The sequence below is a fragment of the Citrobacter sp. Cm046 genome (assembly GCF_030333065.1).
Taxonomy (GTDB): Bacteria; Pseudomonadota; Gammaproteobacteria; order Enterobacterales; family Enterobacteriaceae; genus Citrobacter; species Citrobacter murliniae.
Genome location: NZ_JAOWGP010000034.1, coordinates 259,425 through 274,965, shown reverse-complemented (window position 1 = coordinate 274,965; position 15,541 = coordinate 259,425). Strand labels below are relative to the sequence as shown.

Genomic DNA, 15,541 nt, shown 5'->3' with positions numbered 1-15,541 from the left:
CTCCTGTCTGTAAGGTCGCTCAAGAGTAGAGGAGCCCCCTTTTCCCTGATGTGATCGTCCATTCGCCTTCATGTAAGCGATTACATGAGATAACTAAATTTGAACCAGATCACAATTGAAATCCTTGACGGCTTAGTCATTGACCTGGAGAGGAAGAACAGAATCCCGGATCACCAGTTCTGCAGTGAACTTGTTGATGCTGGGCTGCTGAGTTGCGCCCTTGAAAAGTTGTATCGCCAGTTGCGAAGCACAGCGCGCCATGCGCTCAACCGGGTAGTGCATCGTTGTGAGTGCCGGATAGAGATAACGCGCCATTACCACATCATCGAACCCGACAATAGAAAGCTGACGTGGCAGATTAATCCCTTTCTGATGAAGGATGCGCATGATACCCGCTGCCATCACATCGTTAAACGTCACCGCTGCGGTGAAAGGTATATTGCAGTTAAGAAGCTGATGCGCTGCGCGCTCCCCCCCTTCTTCGTTAAAAGGTACGCTAATCACCCAGTTTTTTTCCGGGGTAATGCCATATTCAGCCATCGCCTGGCGATATCCTTCCAGACGCTCGCGGCGATCGATAATCGGCAAATCAGTTGTCACACAGGCAATACAACGATGCCCTTTTTCCAGTAAATGAAGTGTTGCTGTTTTAGCGGCATTACAATTTTCAAGCCATACACAACGATTGGCCATCCCGGCAATATAACGGTTCACGATCACCATCGCCGGGAAATGAGCCGCATAACGAAGGAGCTCTTTCTCGGACAATCTACTGGCATGCACCACAATAGCCTCACACCCCTGATTAATTAGAAAATCAAGCCCGGCTTTTTCCATTCCTTCATCATGACCACCGCTGCAAACCATCAGACGAAATTGCTGTTTGCGTGAAACTTCCTCCACACCACGCGCAAGGCGAGCGAAAAAGGGATCAGCAAGATTACCGGTTAATAATCCAAGCATGTCACCACTACGTTTGGCCAGTGCAATCGCTGCGGCATTACGGTGGTAATTGAGTTCACGCATGGCCTTTTCCACACGCTCACGCGTGACGGGTTCGACCCATGCGGTTTGATTGATAACACGTGAAACTGTTGCTGTTGAGACTTTCGCCAGCAATGCAACATCCTTTATTGTCGCCATTTCAGTTCCTTATATTTTCATATTACGTATTTGGCTGATAGCATTCTTATTTTCAGGATTTACTCGTATATCTGCCACGTAACATAGCAAAATCGATGACTAATTTCAGCACTAATTAGTGCATAACATGCATAGCTAAAAATTAAAGCGCAACATGAAAATACCATGCATATTCTGAAGCCGAGAAAAAAATAACCCCAGCTTCAGAACATTTTCAGGACTGAATAAATTGCAGCAGATCTTTATTAATTACATCTGCATGAGAGGTATGCATACCATGTGGATAACCCGGATATATTTTCAGAATGCTATTAACGAGCAATTGATCCTGTAAAAGTGCGGCATTTTTATAAGGGACAACCTGGTCATCATCTCCCTGCATGACCAAAACAGGCACCGTAATGGATTTCAAATCATCAGTCTGATCGGTTTCAGAAAATGCTTTAATACCCTCATAGTGTGCTTTTGCGCTCCCCATCATGCCCTGTCGCCACCAGTTTTGGATGGTTCCATCTGAAGCCTCAACACCCTCCCGGTTGAACCCATAAAAGGGCCCGGACGCCACGTCAAGATAGAACTGAGCGCGATTTGCGGCAAGAGCCTGACGGAACTCATCGAAAACGCTGACTGGCGTCCCACCAGGGTTATCTTCAGTTTTTACCATAAGTGGCGGCACAGCGCTTATCAGCACGGCTTTCGCGACACGCCCTTGCGGTTGTCCATATTGGGCAACATATCGAGCCACCTGACCGCCTCCAGTGGAGTGACCAACATGCACAGCGTTACGAAGATCCAGATGCTCCACAACGGCAGAAACGTCTGCAGCATAGTGGTCCATATCATGACCTTCGCTAACCTGGTCTGAGCGCCCATGGCCACGACGATCAATTGCAATAACACGATAGCCTTGATTCAGAAAGAATAACATCTGGTTATCCCAGTCATCCGCACTCAATGGCCAGCCATGATGAAATACTATCGGTTGAGCTTCTTTTGCTCCCCAGTCTTTATAAAAAATGTTTACACCATCTTTAGTTTTTACAAATGACATAGTTGTATTTCCCTCGTGAGGATATTCAGCCAAAAGTTTGATGGTAAATCAGTCAAACACTCAACGTCTTACTGGCATGTTACATATCAATGAATATGAACATCTGTAAGGCTTAGTGAGTATAGACGCAAAATTAAGTAACCTTTTATTATTGGTTTTTCGGATATATAGCGACTAAGATGAACAGAACAACGAATATAAATAATTATTAACTAACATCCACTTATCTGAATAACAACCTCCATTCTACGAGAGAACTATCAATGCAGAGGGTGAAACGTGCCCTGATTGAGCCATACATAACTTGCCGAAGCTTTGCCATAAAGTCGCTTATTCATCTACAGCAGAAACCCGTCATTAAAAAGCCCACTCAATGAGCAGGCTATGTGGTCACCGTTACTTTTTGCGGGACTTACCCGCCTTATCCATCGCGCTGTAGTCATTATTCGCTGCAAAACGGGCATTGAATAACTCTATTGCTTACTACTTCATGGGATTTTTTAAGTGCTGCCGCAGAGTCTTTGAACGACCCCAGCAGAGTGAAGTTATTTAGATCTTGTCTTAACAAGTACCAACAATCGGCACGATGTAACTCACGTGGCATAGTAGCTATCGACCAAGAGTGTATGTAGTAAAGAAACATTCAATCCCCCAACAGGAAAAAGTTGGAATGATACAGATGATTATCTTCCAACCAATGGCTGGTCGTTCACATGAGTAGTAATGGTTGCCACTATCAATTACGCAACAATTATCACAACAATTGTCTACATAAATACAAAGAACGATCAACGGTAAATCTTTAGCGATACCCTATGATGTTTTCTACCCAGATTATTATGCCACTGCACCTGAATAACGGATGCCTCGAAAGGTCATGTCCTGATACCAGCCATTGAGGTTACCGGTAACCGCTTCAGCCTCTTCTCAGGCCGCAGCGGGTCAGCGCTTCGTGCCAGTCTCCTCTCCTCAAACCCACCTACGATTTTTCCGATAAGCGTTTCCCATTTCATCAATGATCTAAATTATTGTTGCAATCTTCAAATGATATTAGTAATGATTATCATTAGCATTTGCGTTTGTGGTTTATCTGGCAAGGTATACAGAGGCTGTAAGGGAACAAACATCGCCTGAACAACGACGTTTTTTCCACTTACCGACCAACGAAGGCGACTCCGTCAGGATGATGCAAACCGTGTGTCTAAGGAATCAAGGACATCTCCAGATTCGTTGACCGGTCTCACACAGCACAAATGCGTCAGAACACTGCGTCGTGGCAGCACGGCGCTGTTTTGACTGTTCAACAGGACAAAGGCGCTCAAGCGTTAATGGAAGTCGGGACACGGAGTTCCCGATTCTCCAGCGTACGTCACGGAATAGCCTGCTGCGAAATAGTCGTCGGCAGGGCCGTGCGTAACGCTGGAGAAACTCAAAAATGGTGCAGCATCTGGCAAAGCAGGTTTAACGAAAATTAACGACCTGCTGACTGGCACATGACTGCGTCGACTTCCTGATTTAATTCGTCAAGCGGAGAAGGATTTTCTCATGCGTATTCTGTTTGTAGGCCCGCCTCTCTATGGGCTGCTGTATCCGGTGCTGTCTCTGGCACAGGCTTTTCGCGTAAACGGCCACGAAGTGTTGATCGCCAGCGGAGGAAAATTCGCCCAGAAAGCGGCAGAGGCTGGGCTGGTGGTGTTTGACGCCGCTCCCGGTTTTGATTCTGAAGCCGACTATCGCCGCCGTGAAGCGCAGCGAAAGGAAAGTAACATCGGTACCAAAATGGGCAACTTCTCGTTCTTCAGCGAAGAGATGGCCGACCACCTGGTGGAGTTCGCCGGACACTGGCGACCCGATCTCATCGTCTACCCTCCACTTGGGGTCGTCGGGCCGCTGATTGCCGCCAAATACAACATACCGGTCGTGATGCAGACCGTCGGCTTCGGCCATACTCCCTGGCATATCAAAGGCGTGACGCGATCGCTCGCAGACGCCTATCGCCGACACGGGGTCGAGGCCGCGCCGCGTGATATGGCATGGATCGACGTAACGCCGCCGAGTATGAGCATTCTGCAAAACGACGGCGAGCCTGTTATTCCTATGCAATACGTCCCCTACAACGGCGGCGCGGTATGGGAAGAATGGTGGGAGAGAACGCCCGATCGTAAACGTCTGCTGGTCAGCCTCGGGACCGTCAAACCGATGGTTGACGGTCTTGACCTGATCTCCTGGGTGATGGATTCCGCCAGTGAAGTCGATGCCGAAATCATCCTGCATCTGTCGCCCAATGCGCGATCCGATCTGCGCTCGCTGCCGTCAAATGTTCGCCTGGTCGACTGGATCCCAATGGGTGTCTTCCTCAACGGCGCCGATGGATTTATTCATCATGGCGGCGCTGGTAACACTCTGACGGCGCTCCACACCGGGATTCCGCAAATCGTATTCGGTGAAGGCGCCGATCGCCCAGTGAATGCCCGCGCCGTAGTCGATCGCGGCTGCGGGATCATCCCCGGCGACGGCGGCCTGTCGAGCGCCATGATCAATGCCTTCCTTGAAAATCGTGCGCTTCGTGCCGCCTCTGAAGAGGTGGCGGCGGAAATGGCGGCGCAAGCCTGCCCGACTGAGGTGGCGAAAAGCCTGATCGCGATGGCGCAAAAAGGATAGCCACCACGCTGTCATGAAGATAATGCGCCAGCACAAATCCCGGATCTACTCTCCCGTACCGATACGAGACCGGAACGCGCTGGCGCTCTTTTTTTTGCAGTTCGATCCGTTCCGGATCGTATTTTTTACAGACGGAGGAGGCTTAATGCCTGCGACTCACTCTCCCACCCCTGCGCGCTCCTGGATAGTTCGCCTTGGTCGCGTGTGCTGGGAACGTAAGAAACTTAGCACCATCGTGGTAGTGGCGTCGGTATCGACCATTTTGCTGGCTGCGCTGACGCCATTATTGACGCGGCAAGCAGTGAACGACGCGCTGGCAGGCAATCCTACCCGCCTGCCGTGGCTGGCCTGCGGGCTACTGCTGATCGCCTTTTTTGATTTCATCGGTAACTACGTGCGCCGCGGTTATGCCGGGGAGCTATCGCTCTGGGTACAGCACACCCTGCGGGGACGGGCCTTCGACAGTATTCAGAAACTGGATGGCGCGGGTCAGGACGCTCTGCGCACCGGACTGGTGATTTCACGGACCAACAGCGATCTGCAGCAGGTGCATACTCTGTTGCAGATGTGCCCGGTACCGCTGGCAGTATTCACCTATTACATCGCCGGAATTGCAGTAATGCTGTGGATGTCACCAGCAATGACGCTAATCGTCGTTTGCGTACTGGCATGCCTGGCCATCACCGCGCTACGCGCCCGCCGGCGAGTGTTCTCACAAACCGGTCTGGCCTCGGACCGGCTGGCGAATCTCACCGAACATATGCGCGAAGTGCTGGCACAGATCTCTGTGGTGAAATCCTGCGTGGCGGAGCTTCGTGAAACGCGCTGGCTGGACCGCCAGTCACGGCAGATAGTACGTGTTCGCATCGGCGCGGCCATCTCGCAAGCAATGCCAGGCGCCACCATGCTGGCGCTTCCAGTACTTGGGCAAATCGTCCTGCTATGCTACGGCGGCTGGTCAGTCATGCACGGACGGATTGATCTCGGAACCTTCGTGGCGTTTGCCAGTTTCCTCGCGATGCTGACCGGGCCGACTCGTGTGCTGGCGTCGTTTCTGGTCATTGCCCAGCGAACCCAGGCTTCCGTGGAGCGGGTATTTGCCCTGATCGACACCCGTTCACAAATGGAGGACGGGACTGAGGCAGTCAACGGCCAGGTTGTCGGTCTGGAGCTGGAAAAAATGAGCTTCGACTACGGTAATGGCAGACGCATCCTTAGCGATGTCTCCTTTTCTCTGCATGCCGGTGAAACCGTGGCGGTGGTGGGAGCATCGGGTTCCGGAAAATCGACACTACTGATGCTGCTGGCGCGTTTTTACGATCCCAGCGTCGGAGAGATATGGCTTAACACCCGCTCAGGTCGGCAGAACCTTCGCGACCTCAAGCTGGAGGCACTTCGCCGCCGGGTGGGCGTCGTGTTTGAAGATGCTTTTCTGTTTGCCGGTACGGTGGCGGAAAATATCGCCTACGGTCACCCGCAGGCAACGATAGAAGATATTCGTCGCGCGGCGACGGCAGCGGGGGCCAGCAGTTTTATCAACGCCTTGCCAAAAGGCTTTGATACCCGGCTAACCGAACGCGGGACCAATCTTTCCGGCGGGCAGAGGCAGCGAATCGCACTGGCCCGGGCGTTAATAACTGCGCCAGAGGTGTTGGTCCTCGATGACACCACATCGGCAGTCGACGCCGGGACCGAAGCGGAGATCAATACCGCTCTGGGTCGCTATGCCGACGAGGAACATATGCTGCTGGTGATTGCCCGACGCCGCTCAACGCTTCAGTTAGCCAGCCGGATTGTGGTGCTGGATAAAGGCCGTGTGGTGGATATTGGAACCCAGGCGGAGCTTGAAGCGCGCTGTCCGGCCTTCCGCTCCCTTATAACCGGCGACAGCGATTTCCTCGCGCCTTCCCCTGGTGGGCACAGCGAATTATGGCCGGCAATACCTGTAGAGCAAAACGATGCGCTGGAGGGGGATGGCAAAAGCTTTGTCGCCCGTATGACCCACGTACCGGAGAATGCAGTACAGCAAGCGTTAGCCGGTAAAGGCCGCAAAGTTACCTCACTGTTGAAGCCGGTGGCGTGGATGTTCGTCATCGCAGCCCTTCTGATCGCGATCGATTCCGCGGCAGGCGTCGGGGTACTGATACTGCTGCAGCGCGGCATTGATTTGGGCGTCGCCGCAGGTGACATGTCGACTATCGGCCTCTGCGCCCTGCTCGCCTTGTGTCTGGTAGTTGTGAGCTGGTGCTGTTATTCGCTGCAGACGGTCTTCGCCGCCAGGGCTGCGGAGTCGGTCCAGCATACGGTGCGCTTACGTAGCTTCGGTCATATGCTGCATCTTGGCTTGCCCTGGCATGAAAAACATGTCGATTCGCGCCTGACCCGCATGACCGTTGATGTCGACTCTCTCGCCCGCTTTTTGCAAAACGGCCTTGCCGGTGCGGCCACCAGCCTGGTGACAATGTTTGCCATCGCCGCAGCTATGTTCTGGCTCGACCCGCTTCTGGCACTGACGGCATTAAGCGCAGTGCCGGTAGTCGCACTGGCGACCTGGCTCTATCGTCGCCTGAGCTCCCCCGCTTATGCACAGGCGCGGCTGGAAATAGGTAAAGTAAATAGCACCCTGCAGGAGAAAGTCTCCGGCTTGCGCGTCGTGCAATCGCACGGCCAGCAGGAGCAGGAGGCCGCCCGTCTGCGCGCGTTATCAGACCGCTTCCGCGCTACCCGCGTGCGTGCGCAAAAATACCTTGCCGTCTATTTCCCGTTCCTGACCTTCTGTACTGAGGCTTCCTATGCTGCCGTTCTGCTGGTTGGCGCGTCACGAGTCGCCGAAGGTGAGATAACTGCCGGGGTGCTGGCTGCCTTCTTCCTGCTATTGGGGCAATTCTATGGACCAGTGCAGCAGCTATCAGGAATAGTCGACGCCTGGCAACAAGCGACAGCCAGCAGTAAACATATTGATGAACTGCTGACGACCGAAGGCACAGAGAACGTCGAGCCCTCTTCCGCACAGCCAGCCACCGGCGCGCTGCACCTTGAAGAGGTAACGTTCAGCTATCCCGATACCCCTGAACCGGCGCTAAACTCGCTTACCCTGACTATCCCCGAGGGAACAGTCGTCGCGGTCGTCGGTCGCAGCGGTGCCGGTAAGTCGACGCTGATTAAGCTGATCGCCGGGTTATATTCCCCCACCAGCGGCAGGATCCGCATCGGCGAGAAGCTAATTGAGGATGCCTCGCTTGCCGATTACCGTCGCCAGGTTGGGCTGGTCGATCAGGATGTGGTGCTGTTTAGCGGAGATATCGCGGAAAATATTCGTTATTCGCGACCCTCCAGCACTAACGCCGAAGTTGAGATCGCTTCACGGTGTGTGGGACTGTTTGAGACCGTGCAAAATCTGCCGCAAGGATTCCGTACGCCGGTGAATAACGGCGGCGCGGATCTTTCCGCGGGTCAACGCCAGCAGATTGCACTGGCCCGTGCCCAACTGGCAAATGCTCACATCCTGCTGCTCGACGAAGCCACGTCGCGTCTGGATCGTACGTCCGAAGAGCGATTAATGTCCTCGTTAACGGAGGTAGCACATACCGGGAAGCGCCTGGCGCTGATTGTGGCGCACCGTCTGACCACCGCGCAACGCTGCGACCTGATTGCCGTTGTCGATAAAGGCCAGTTGGTGGAATACGGCACCCACGAACAACTGTTAGCCGCGGGCGGCCTCTATACCCGCTTATGGCACGACAGCGTCGGCAGTAATAAACCACATCGCCAACGCGACATCACGGGGGATATCGTGGGATAGTTATTACACGCGTAAGACATTAATCAACACGCTCTCAAGCGGCTGTTCCGGGAATAGCCGCTTGAGTTTTCCATACTGGTATCCAAATTTTTTAACGAGATAGAATGCTGAATATGCCACAACATCCGTCTGCCTCTCCCTCTGCCATCGCCAGCCTGAGCAACCAGCTGGCCGCGGGCCGCATTACCAACCCTTCTCGTTTCTGGCGCGAAGCTGAGTCGCTGAATATACCGATGGTTGTGCCGGCTGAAGGCGTGGAAGATGAGCGTGAAGTGACCTTCCTGTGGCACGCCCGACATCCACTGCAGGGAGTTTATCTGCGGTTGAATCGGGTGACGGATAAAGAGTACGTGGCAAAGGGGCTGATGACCGCCATTCCCGACACGGGTATCTGGACTCTGACGCTGCGTTTGCCTGCAAGCTACTGCGGCTCCTATTCGCTGGTAGAAATTCCCCCCGGTACGTCAAATGAGACGATTGCTCATTTGGGAGGTCGCTTTGCCGCCCTCGCCGGGCAGGCTGATCCACTAAACAAGACGCCAGGCATCAACGTACGGGGAAGTGCGCAGGAATCTGTTCTGGCGCTCGATAAGGCCCCCGCCCAGGCCGAATGGAGCGGTAGCGCCCACGCCGGGCAATTGCTTACCTCAGTACGAATTGTCGCCGGGCAATCCCGCCGGATTCGGCTCTATCTTCCTGATGTTGATAACACACAGCCTCTCGGCCTGGTAGTGCTGCCCGATGGCGAAACCTGGTTTGATCACCTTGGCGTATGCGCGGCAATTGATGCCGCCATCAATAACGGGCGTATCGTTCCCGTGGCCGTGCTGGGCATCGATAACATCGATGAGTGCGAACGGACTGCAATACTCGGCGGACGCAGCGAACTGATAAAAGATATCGCCAGACATCTGCTACCGGCGATCCGTGCTGAACAACCGCAGCGGCGTTGGGCAGATCGTTCACGCACCGTACTGGCCGGGCAGAGCCTCGGCGGGGTCAGCGCGCTGATGGCCGCGCGCCACGCGCCGGAAACCTTCGGTCTTGCGCTCAGCCACTCCCCGTCAATGTGGTGGACGCCAGATGGCGCCAGCCGGCCAAACCTATTTAGCGAAAGCGATATTTCATGGGTGAGCGAGCATCTGCTTTCTGCCCCGCCGCAGGGCGTGCGTATCCGCCTGTGCGTGGGCTCTCTGGAGGGTTCGACGGTGCCGCACGTTCAGCAACTCCATCAGCGGTTGCTTGACGCCGGCGTTGACAGCCATTGCGCAATTTATACCGGCGGCCACGATTATGCATGGTGGCGCGGCGCGCTGATTGACGGGCTCGGCTTACTGCAGGGTTAGCTTGACCCGCGAGCACTTTCAGGCAACTGTATGTGCTCATGAAAAAATAAAATGTCACCTGCGGAAAAGGAATAATTATCAGATGTATGCCCGCGAGTATCGTTCGACACGCCCACGCAAGGCGCTTTTTTCTCTTCTTTCTTGCCTCACTCTCATTTATAGCGCGCACACTTTTGCAAAGCCGGATATGCAACCGCTGGGGCCAAATATCGCCGATAAAGGCTCCGCGTTTTACCGCTTTAGCATCAACCAGTTCGACTCCGCCGATGGCACCCGCCATTATCGCGTATGGACGGCAGTACCGAATAAAACCGCGCCAGCGTCAGGCTACCCTGTTTTATATATGCTCGACGGCAACGCAGTGATGGATCGCCTGAATGACGAACTGCTCGAACAGCTGACAGACAAATCACCACCGGTGATAGTGGTCGTCGGATATCAGACCAACCTCCCCTTCGATCTCAATGGCAGGGCCTACGACTATACGCCGGCAGCGACAGAAAACGGCAAAACAAACGCCAGAAGTGGTCGCCAGGGTCGTAAGAGCGGCGGTAGCAATGACTTCCGTCAGTTACTTGAAACACGTATTGCGGCAAAAGCGGAGCAAGGATTAAATATCGATCGACAGCGTCGTGGCCTGTGGGGACACTCCTACGGCGGACTGTTCGTACTGGATTCCTGGCTGACATCCTCTTACTTCCAGGCATACTACAGCGCCAGCCCGTCATTGGGCAGAGGCAACGATTCTCTGCTGGACCGCATCACGGCGATCAAGCCCTCACAAAACTGCGCTAAGCACCTGACGATAATGGAAGGGTCAGCGGCGCCAGGCGATAACCAGGAAACGCATGCTGCCGGGGTGCTGACGAAAATTCATACCACTCTCGCCATACTGAAAGATAAAGGTGTCAATGCCACCTTTTGGGACTTCCCGGGGCAAGGGCACGGCCCAATGTTCAACGCCTCTTTCCGCAGCGCACTGTTGGATATCAGCGGTGAAAATGCGGATAACACCCCAAGCTGTCATTAATCCAGTCGCTAAATACTGCCCGCTAATACGCGGGCAGTATGACTGTAACAATGCGATCAGAATGACGCAGTAACACCGGCATAATAAGCCCGGCCAGGCTCGTTATAGGTATTCGCCCCTTCGGAAGAGCGGTAGATCTGTTTATCGAAGATATTGCTAACCCCGACATTAAGACGCAGATTTTTATTAATATCGTAATTGAAGTTGGTACCTACCAGTGAATAAGCCCCCAGCTCTTTGCCTGACAGACCACCAGTATCTTCACTGCGCGATTCCGCATGGGTACGCGGTTTTTGTCTGCCGTATAATGTCCAGTTAACGCTGGCAGAGAACGCCTGAGTGATAGTCCAGTCTAAAGAGTTATTAATAGTATATTTCGGGATGACCGAAAGCGGGTTGCCGGTATCTTTTTGTTCCGACGTGATCATATAAGTGGCATTGGTATTCCAGCTCAGACGATCTTTCACCAGTGGGATCGCCATGCTGGCTTCAATACCGTCAACCAGCGCTTTCCCGCCATTCTGCCACTGGAGGATATATGCGCCGGATGAGGATTGCCCAATAATATTATCCCCGGCCACGATCTTATTCTGGTAATCATTGCGGAAGTAGGTCACGCTGGCGTGGTAATCTTCCCAGGCGAACTCCAGACCGATTTCTTTGTTAATACTGATTTCCGGATCGAGATCTTTATTACCAATCAGATAACAACCGCCGGACGTAATATCTTTTGGGCAACCATTGCCTTTCGAGTAGAGCAGATAACCTTCGCTGGATTGATAAAGGTTTGGTGCTTTGAAGGTTCTCGCAATCCCCGCTTTGACTTTGAAGTAATCACCTAATTCCTGCGAGAGGTTCAGACTGGGACTGAAGTTACCGCCGGAATCGTTGAGATAATCAAAGCGCAGGCCGGGAATAATATTCGTGCCGGCAACAGGCTCAATATTATCTTCAATATATAGCGCGCTGATTTGGGAATGGTTTTTACTGCTGCGTTCCGCAGCCGAGCCAGAAATACCACCGATATTACTATCGCTCACCGTTAAGCCAGTAGAAGAAGGATCTTCGAGTCTATCGCGGCTCCACTCCGCACCAACGGTAACCGTCTGATCAACCAGCAAATTCAGCGGAATATTGAGTTCCCCGCTGGTTCGCCAGGAGTTGAGACGGTTGGTAGTGAACCTCTGATCCGCCGAAATGCGCCCTTCACCACCACCGGATAACCCTTCATCCATACGGGTATTATTGGTTTTTTCGTAATAGACACCAAAGCGGCTTTGTCCCCAGTCCCAAATACCGTTATGCGTAATGCCGTAATTCTGACGGTACAGGCGATTCGTCTCTTCCCCGGATTTGGCGAGGTTTTCGGTAACCGCATTAGAAGAGCTGTTTTGCGTATCGCCAGCATAAATATTTCCCTGCCGGCTATATCCAGCCTCAAAATCAAGGATTTGCTGCGGATTTAATTTCCACGATACCACACCGTTAATATCTTTATTACGTACCCCTTCGTGCCCGGCCGCATTTTTAGTTCCGGCTGCGGAGTTAATATCCCAACTGTCGGCATCGGTTTTATTCAGATTGCCATACAAGCGCATAGTCAGCACATCGCCGACCAGCGGCCCGCTGAGATTAAAGTTGGCACGACGCGTGGCACCTTCATCGCTGCTTTCCGGCTGATTGGTGTATAACGACAGGGAACCATGCCAGTCGTTGGTGGGACGTTTGGTAATGATGTTCACCACCCCACCCGCAGCACCCGAACCGTAGCGCGCCGCCGCAGGGCCGCGAATCACCTCAATGCGTTCGACTTGTTCCGGCGGTACCCAGTTGGTGTCACCGCGGGTATCGCGTTCCCCACGCCAGCTATAGCGCACAGAGTTGCGCGACGTCACTGGTACACCATCAATCAAAATTAAGGTGTTTTCCGGCCCCATGCCACGAATGTCAATTTGCCGGTTATTACCGCGTGTACCCGATGCACTATTACCGGTCAGATTTACCCCTGGCATCTTGCGAATAATATCGGAAAGGTCGTTGACCGGAGGGTTCTTTTTAATATCTTCGCTGGTAATAATCGATACGCCAGGTTGTTGTTTTAGTACCTGCTCAGCAGTAGCTTCTATCACCATGGTCTCGCCGCTATCATCGGTGGATTTGGCTGCTGATACTTGACTATTCAACCCTACAAGGATCGCGGTTAGCGGCCAGAGGATCTTGTTAATTCTCATACCCATTCCCTAATAAATGCCTAACTTTAAAGTGGTTGTTCGTTAAGCTCACACCCTTCCCAGGTATTCTTATTATTATAATTATTCGTCAATGATAATGATAATTAATATCATTTAATAAAAAGTAAGGCAACCTTTAGCGAATTTTGTTTTGTGTACAAGGAGAAGTAAGAATCGTGCTGACAGGTACGATTATTGAGGTGAACAAAACCGACACGAAGCAGATTACAAGAATGGTCAACACGTCTGCGCTGCGCCATACAACTGGTGCACAGTGGATGTACATTTCACGATACTAAAGTCAAAAGAGTTTCGAATTACGAAAGCAGTAGCCGGGAGAAATAACGTTTCTTAGGCGATAAAACAGAAAACCAGCTTCTGGCTTATGTTCGAAAGATAAAAACCACGCCAGTTTTGAACGAGCAAGGACAGGAAAATTCACACCCAAAAGCCCGGTAGTAGGCTTCATAATATTGAAAAGATACCAACAGTATACAACCGCCCAACTCTAAATAAATGCTATTTTTTGGATATAAAACAATATATTGCCATTATTTAGTGTTCGGTAATGTATTGCTGAACAGTCTAAAATCTGTCATTTTATGCACCATCCAATGCACCACGATGAAATACTACTTATGCCAAAGAAAGCTAAAGAACAGTCTGCACTGGCTGTTTCTAAACTTAAGGCCGATGCAGAATATTACGTTGGTGGCGCTGATGGCCTATATCTTCGGATTATCGGACGCTCACGAGTTTGGGGCTTGCGTATTGTAATGGGGACCCGCATCAATAAAGCGGGTAAAACAGTTCCCCGCCGCCTCAACATGGGATTAGGTCCCTATCCCGAAATTTCGTTGTCAGAAGCGCGCGATAAGGCGCGTGAACTCCGTAAGCAGATCCGTAATGGCATTGATCCCTAGCAGTAAAACACGCTCGAAAAGCGGCTCAAGAAGCTCTGGCACGTAAGCAAAAGACATTTCGTGAATGCGCTGATGCCGTGATAGAAATCAAAAGTAGCGAGCTAAAGAATAAAAAGCATGTTGCACAGTGGCGATCTACACTGGAAACCTATGCCTACCCATTCATTGGGCAAAAAGTGATTGGTGAAATCACTAAAGTTGATCTTCTGGCAATACTGGAACCTATTTGGTTAACCAAGAATGAGACGGCTAGTCGTCTTCGTGGTCGTATTGAAGCCATCATCGATTACGCAAAGGCTAAAGAGTATTTTGAAGGTGATAACCCAGCAGCATGGAAAGGGATGCTTAAACTCCTCCTCCCCTTACCAAGCAAAGTGCAAGATCAGAAACACCATGCGTCATTACCTTATGAAGAAATCAGTTCTTTTATGTCTGAATTGCGCAAACGTAAAGGAATCTCAGCCCGTGCGTTGGAGTTTTCTATCCTGACGGCTTCTCGATCTGGTGAAGTTCGTGGCGCAGAGTGGTCAGAGATCGATCTGAAAGGTAAAACATGGACTATTCCCGCCAGTCGTATGAAAGCAGCAAAAGAACATCGGGTTCCTCTATCTGATGCTGCTGTTGCTCTGTTAAAGGATTTACCACGATTGAAAGATAACAATCATGTATTCCCCGCCCCTCGCGCTGAAACCCTTTCTGATATGTCGTTATTAGCTGTATTGAAACGAATGGGACATAGTGGCTTAACGCAGCATGGCTTCCGTTCTACTTTCCGCGAGTGGGCTGGTGAAGCAACGGACTATCAACGTGAGGTTATTGAACATGCATTGGCGCACCAGCTGGCAGATAAGGCTGAGGCAGCGTATCAGCGTGGGACGTTGTGGCCTAAGCGGGTGGCGCTGATGGATGATTGGTCGGGGTATTGTATTGCCAACAGCTAAGCTACTTGTAAGCATTATCATCGATAACAGTGCTACAAATGCAATGGTAGTAGCTTACACACTCCAAAATGTGATAAAGCATAATTTCTTACTAAATCAGTTGGGTTAATGTAATAGATAGAAGATATTAATTTCAGAACACAGCTCAAGGAGAAATTATGCCCGGACTGTTAGGCTACTGGAAACAACTTCCGACTAAAGATGAATATATTAAAATGCACAATATGAGTAAAATATTCTGCTACAGTTGTGGTCATGAAAAATTCAGCGATGTTGGTTTGATACAAGTGTGGGATAATCACAGAAGAATTCTTTGTGCTAAATGTAAGACGACGCTGTTCAGAGAAGAAGACTAACTTCTTTTGACATGAGGCATGATAAGGGCTGTGCTGGTTAGGTTGCTCTTAAACGGC

Annotated in this window: 8 protein-coding genes and 1 pseudogene; 6 read left to right on the top strand and 3 right to left on the bottom strand. The window is 51.6% G+C overall.

Annotation, left to right across the window (positions count from 1 at the left end; all coding sequences use genetic code 11):
* Positions 1-132: 132 nt before the first annotated feature.
* Positions 133-1,143 (bottom strand): LacI family DNA-binding transcriptional regulator, encoded by a 1,011-nt coding sequence (locus OGX98_RS06095; RefSeq protein ID WP_048221711.1) that lies wholly within the window; start codon positions 1,141-1,143, stop codon positions 133-135.
* Positions 1,144-1,357: 214 nt separating this feature from the next.
* Entirely contained in the window at positions 1,358-2,194 is an 837-nt protein-coding gene (locus tag OGX98_RS06090) for an alpha/beta fold hydrolase (protein ID WP_284096488.1), read from the bottom strand.
* 1,545 nt (positions 2,195-3,739) lie between these two features.
* Between OGX98_RS06090 and iroB the strand changes: the two genes are divergently transcribed.
* The 4 genes from iroB to OGX98_RS06070 all read left to right on the top strand — a co-directional run bounded on the left by iroB (position 3,740) and on the right by OGX98_RS06070 (position 11,033).
* Positions 3,740-4,855 (top strand): salmochelin biosynthesis C-glycosyltransferase IroB, encoded by a 1,116-nt coding sequence (gene iroB / locus OGX98_RS06085; RefSeq protein ID WP_045441427.1) that lies wholly within the window; start codon positions 3,740-3,742, stop codon positions 4,853-4,855.
* A 145-nt stretch (positions 4,856-5,000) separates the two neighbouring features.
* Positions 5,001-8,657: a salmochelin/enterobactin export ABC transporter IroC gene (gene iroC, locus OGX98_RS06080; protein WP_286594972.1), complete on the top strand. Its 3,657-nt coding sequence runs from the start codon at positions 5,001-5,003 to the stop codon at positions 8,655-8,657.
* A 104-nt stretch (positions 8,658-8,761) separates the two neighbouring features.
* Positions 8,762-10,003: an alpha/beta hydrolase-fold protein gene (locus OGX98_RS06075; RefSeq protein WP_286594971.1), complete on the top strand. Its 1,242-nt coding sequence runs from the start codon at positions 8,762-8,764 to the stop codon at positions 10,001-10,003.
* Positions 10,004-10,085: 82 nt separating this feature from the next.
* The gene (locus OGX98_RS06070) at positions 10,086-11,033 is read left to right on the top strand and encodes an alpha/beta hydrolase (protein WP_225760728.1); all 948 of its coding nucleotides are present in this window, start codon (positions 10,086-10,088) and stop codon (positions 11,031-11,033) included.
* Between the two features lie 56 nt (positions 11,034-11,089).
* On the opposite strand, the gene iroN is transcribed toward OGX98_RS06070, so the two are convergent.
* Positions 11,090-13,264, bottom strand: a complete 2,175-nt coding sequence (gene iroN / locus OGX98_RS06065; protein WP_156184447.1) for a siderophore salmochelin receptor IroN — start codon at positions 13,262-13,264, stop codon at positions 11,090-11,092.
* 638 nt (positions 13,265-13,902) lie between these two features.
* Between iroN and OGX98_RS06060 the strand changes: the two are divergent.
* A pseudogene (locus tag OGX98_RS06060) lies at positions 13,903-15,128 on the top strand (tyrosine-type recombinase/integrase).
* A gap of 158 nt (positions 15,129-15,286) precedes the next feature.
* A complete protein-coding gene (locus OGX98_RS06055) occupies positions 15,287-15,484 on the top strand; it encodes a hypothetical protein (RefSeq protein ID WP_286594970.1) in 198 nt (65 codons plus the stop codon).
* Positions 15,485-15,541: the final 57 nt, after the last annotated feature.

Excerpts from the sequence above, each read along its gene's own strand:
- OGX98_RS06075 (WP_286594971.1), top strand. The coding sequence starts at position 8,762 with ATGCTGAATATGCCACAACATCCGTCTGCCTCTCCCTCTGCCATCGCC.
- OGX98_RS06090 (WP_284096488.1), bottom strand. The coding sequence starts at position 2,194 with ATGTCATTTGTAAAAACTAAAGATGGTGTAAACATTTTTTATAAAGAC.
- iroC (WP_286594972.1), top strand. The coding sequence starts at position 5,001 with ATGCCTGCGACTCACTCTCCCACCCCTGCGCGCTCCTGGATAGTTCGC.
- OGX98_RS06070 (WP_225760728.1), top strand. The coding sequence starts at position 10,086 with ATGTATGCCCGCGAGTATCGTTCGACACGCCCACGCAAGGCGCTTTTT.
- iroB (WP_045441427.1), top strand. The coding sequence starts at position 3,740 with ATGCGTATTCTGTTTGTAGGCCCGCCTCTCTATGGGCTGCTGTATCCG.
- OGX98_RS06055 (WP_286594970.1), top strand. The coding sequence starts at position 15,287 with ATGCCCGGACTGTTAGGCTACTGGAAACAACTTCCGACTAAAGATGAA.
- OGX98_RS06095 (WP_048221711.1), bottom strand. The coding sequence starts at position 1,143 with ATGGCGACAATAAAGGATGTTGCATTGCTGGCGAAAGTCTCAACAGCA.
- iroN (WP_156184447.1), bottom strand. The coding sequence starts at position 13,264 with ATGAGAATTAACAAGATCCTCTGGCCGCTAACCGCGATCCTTGTAGGG.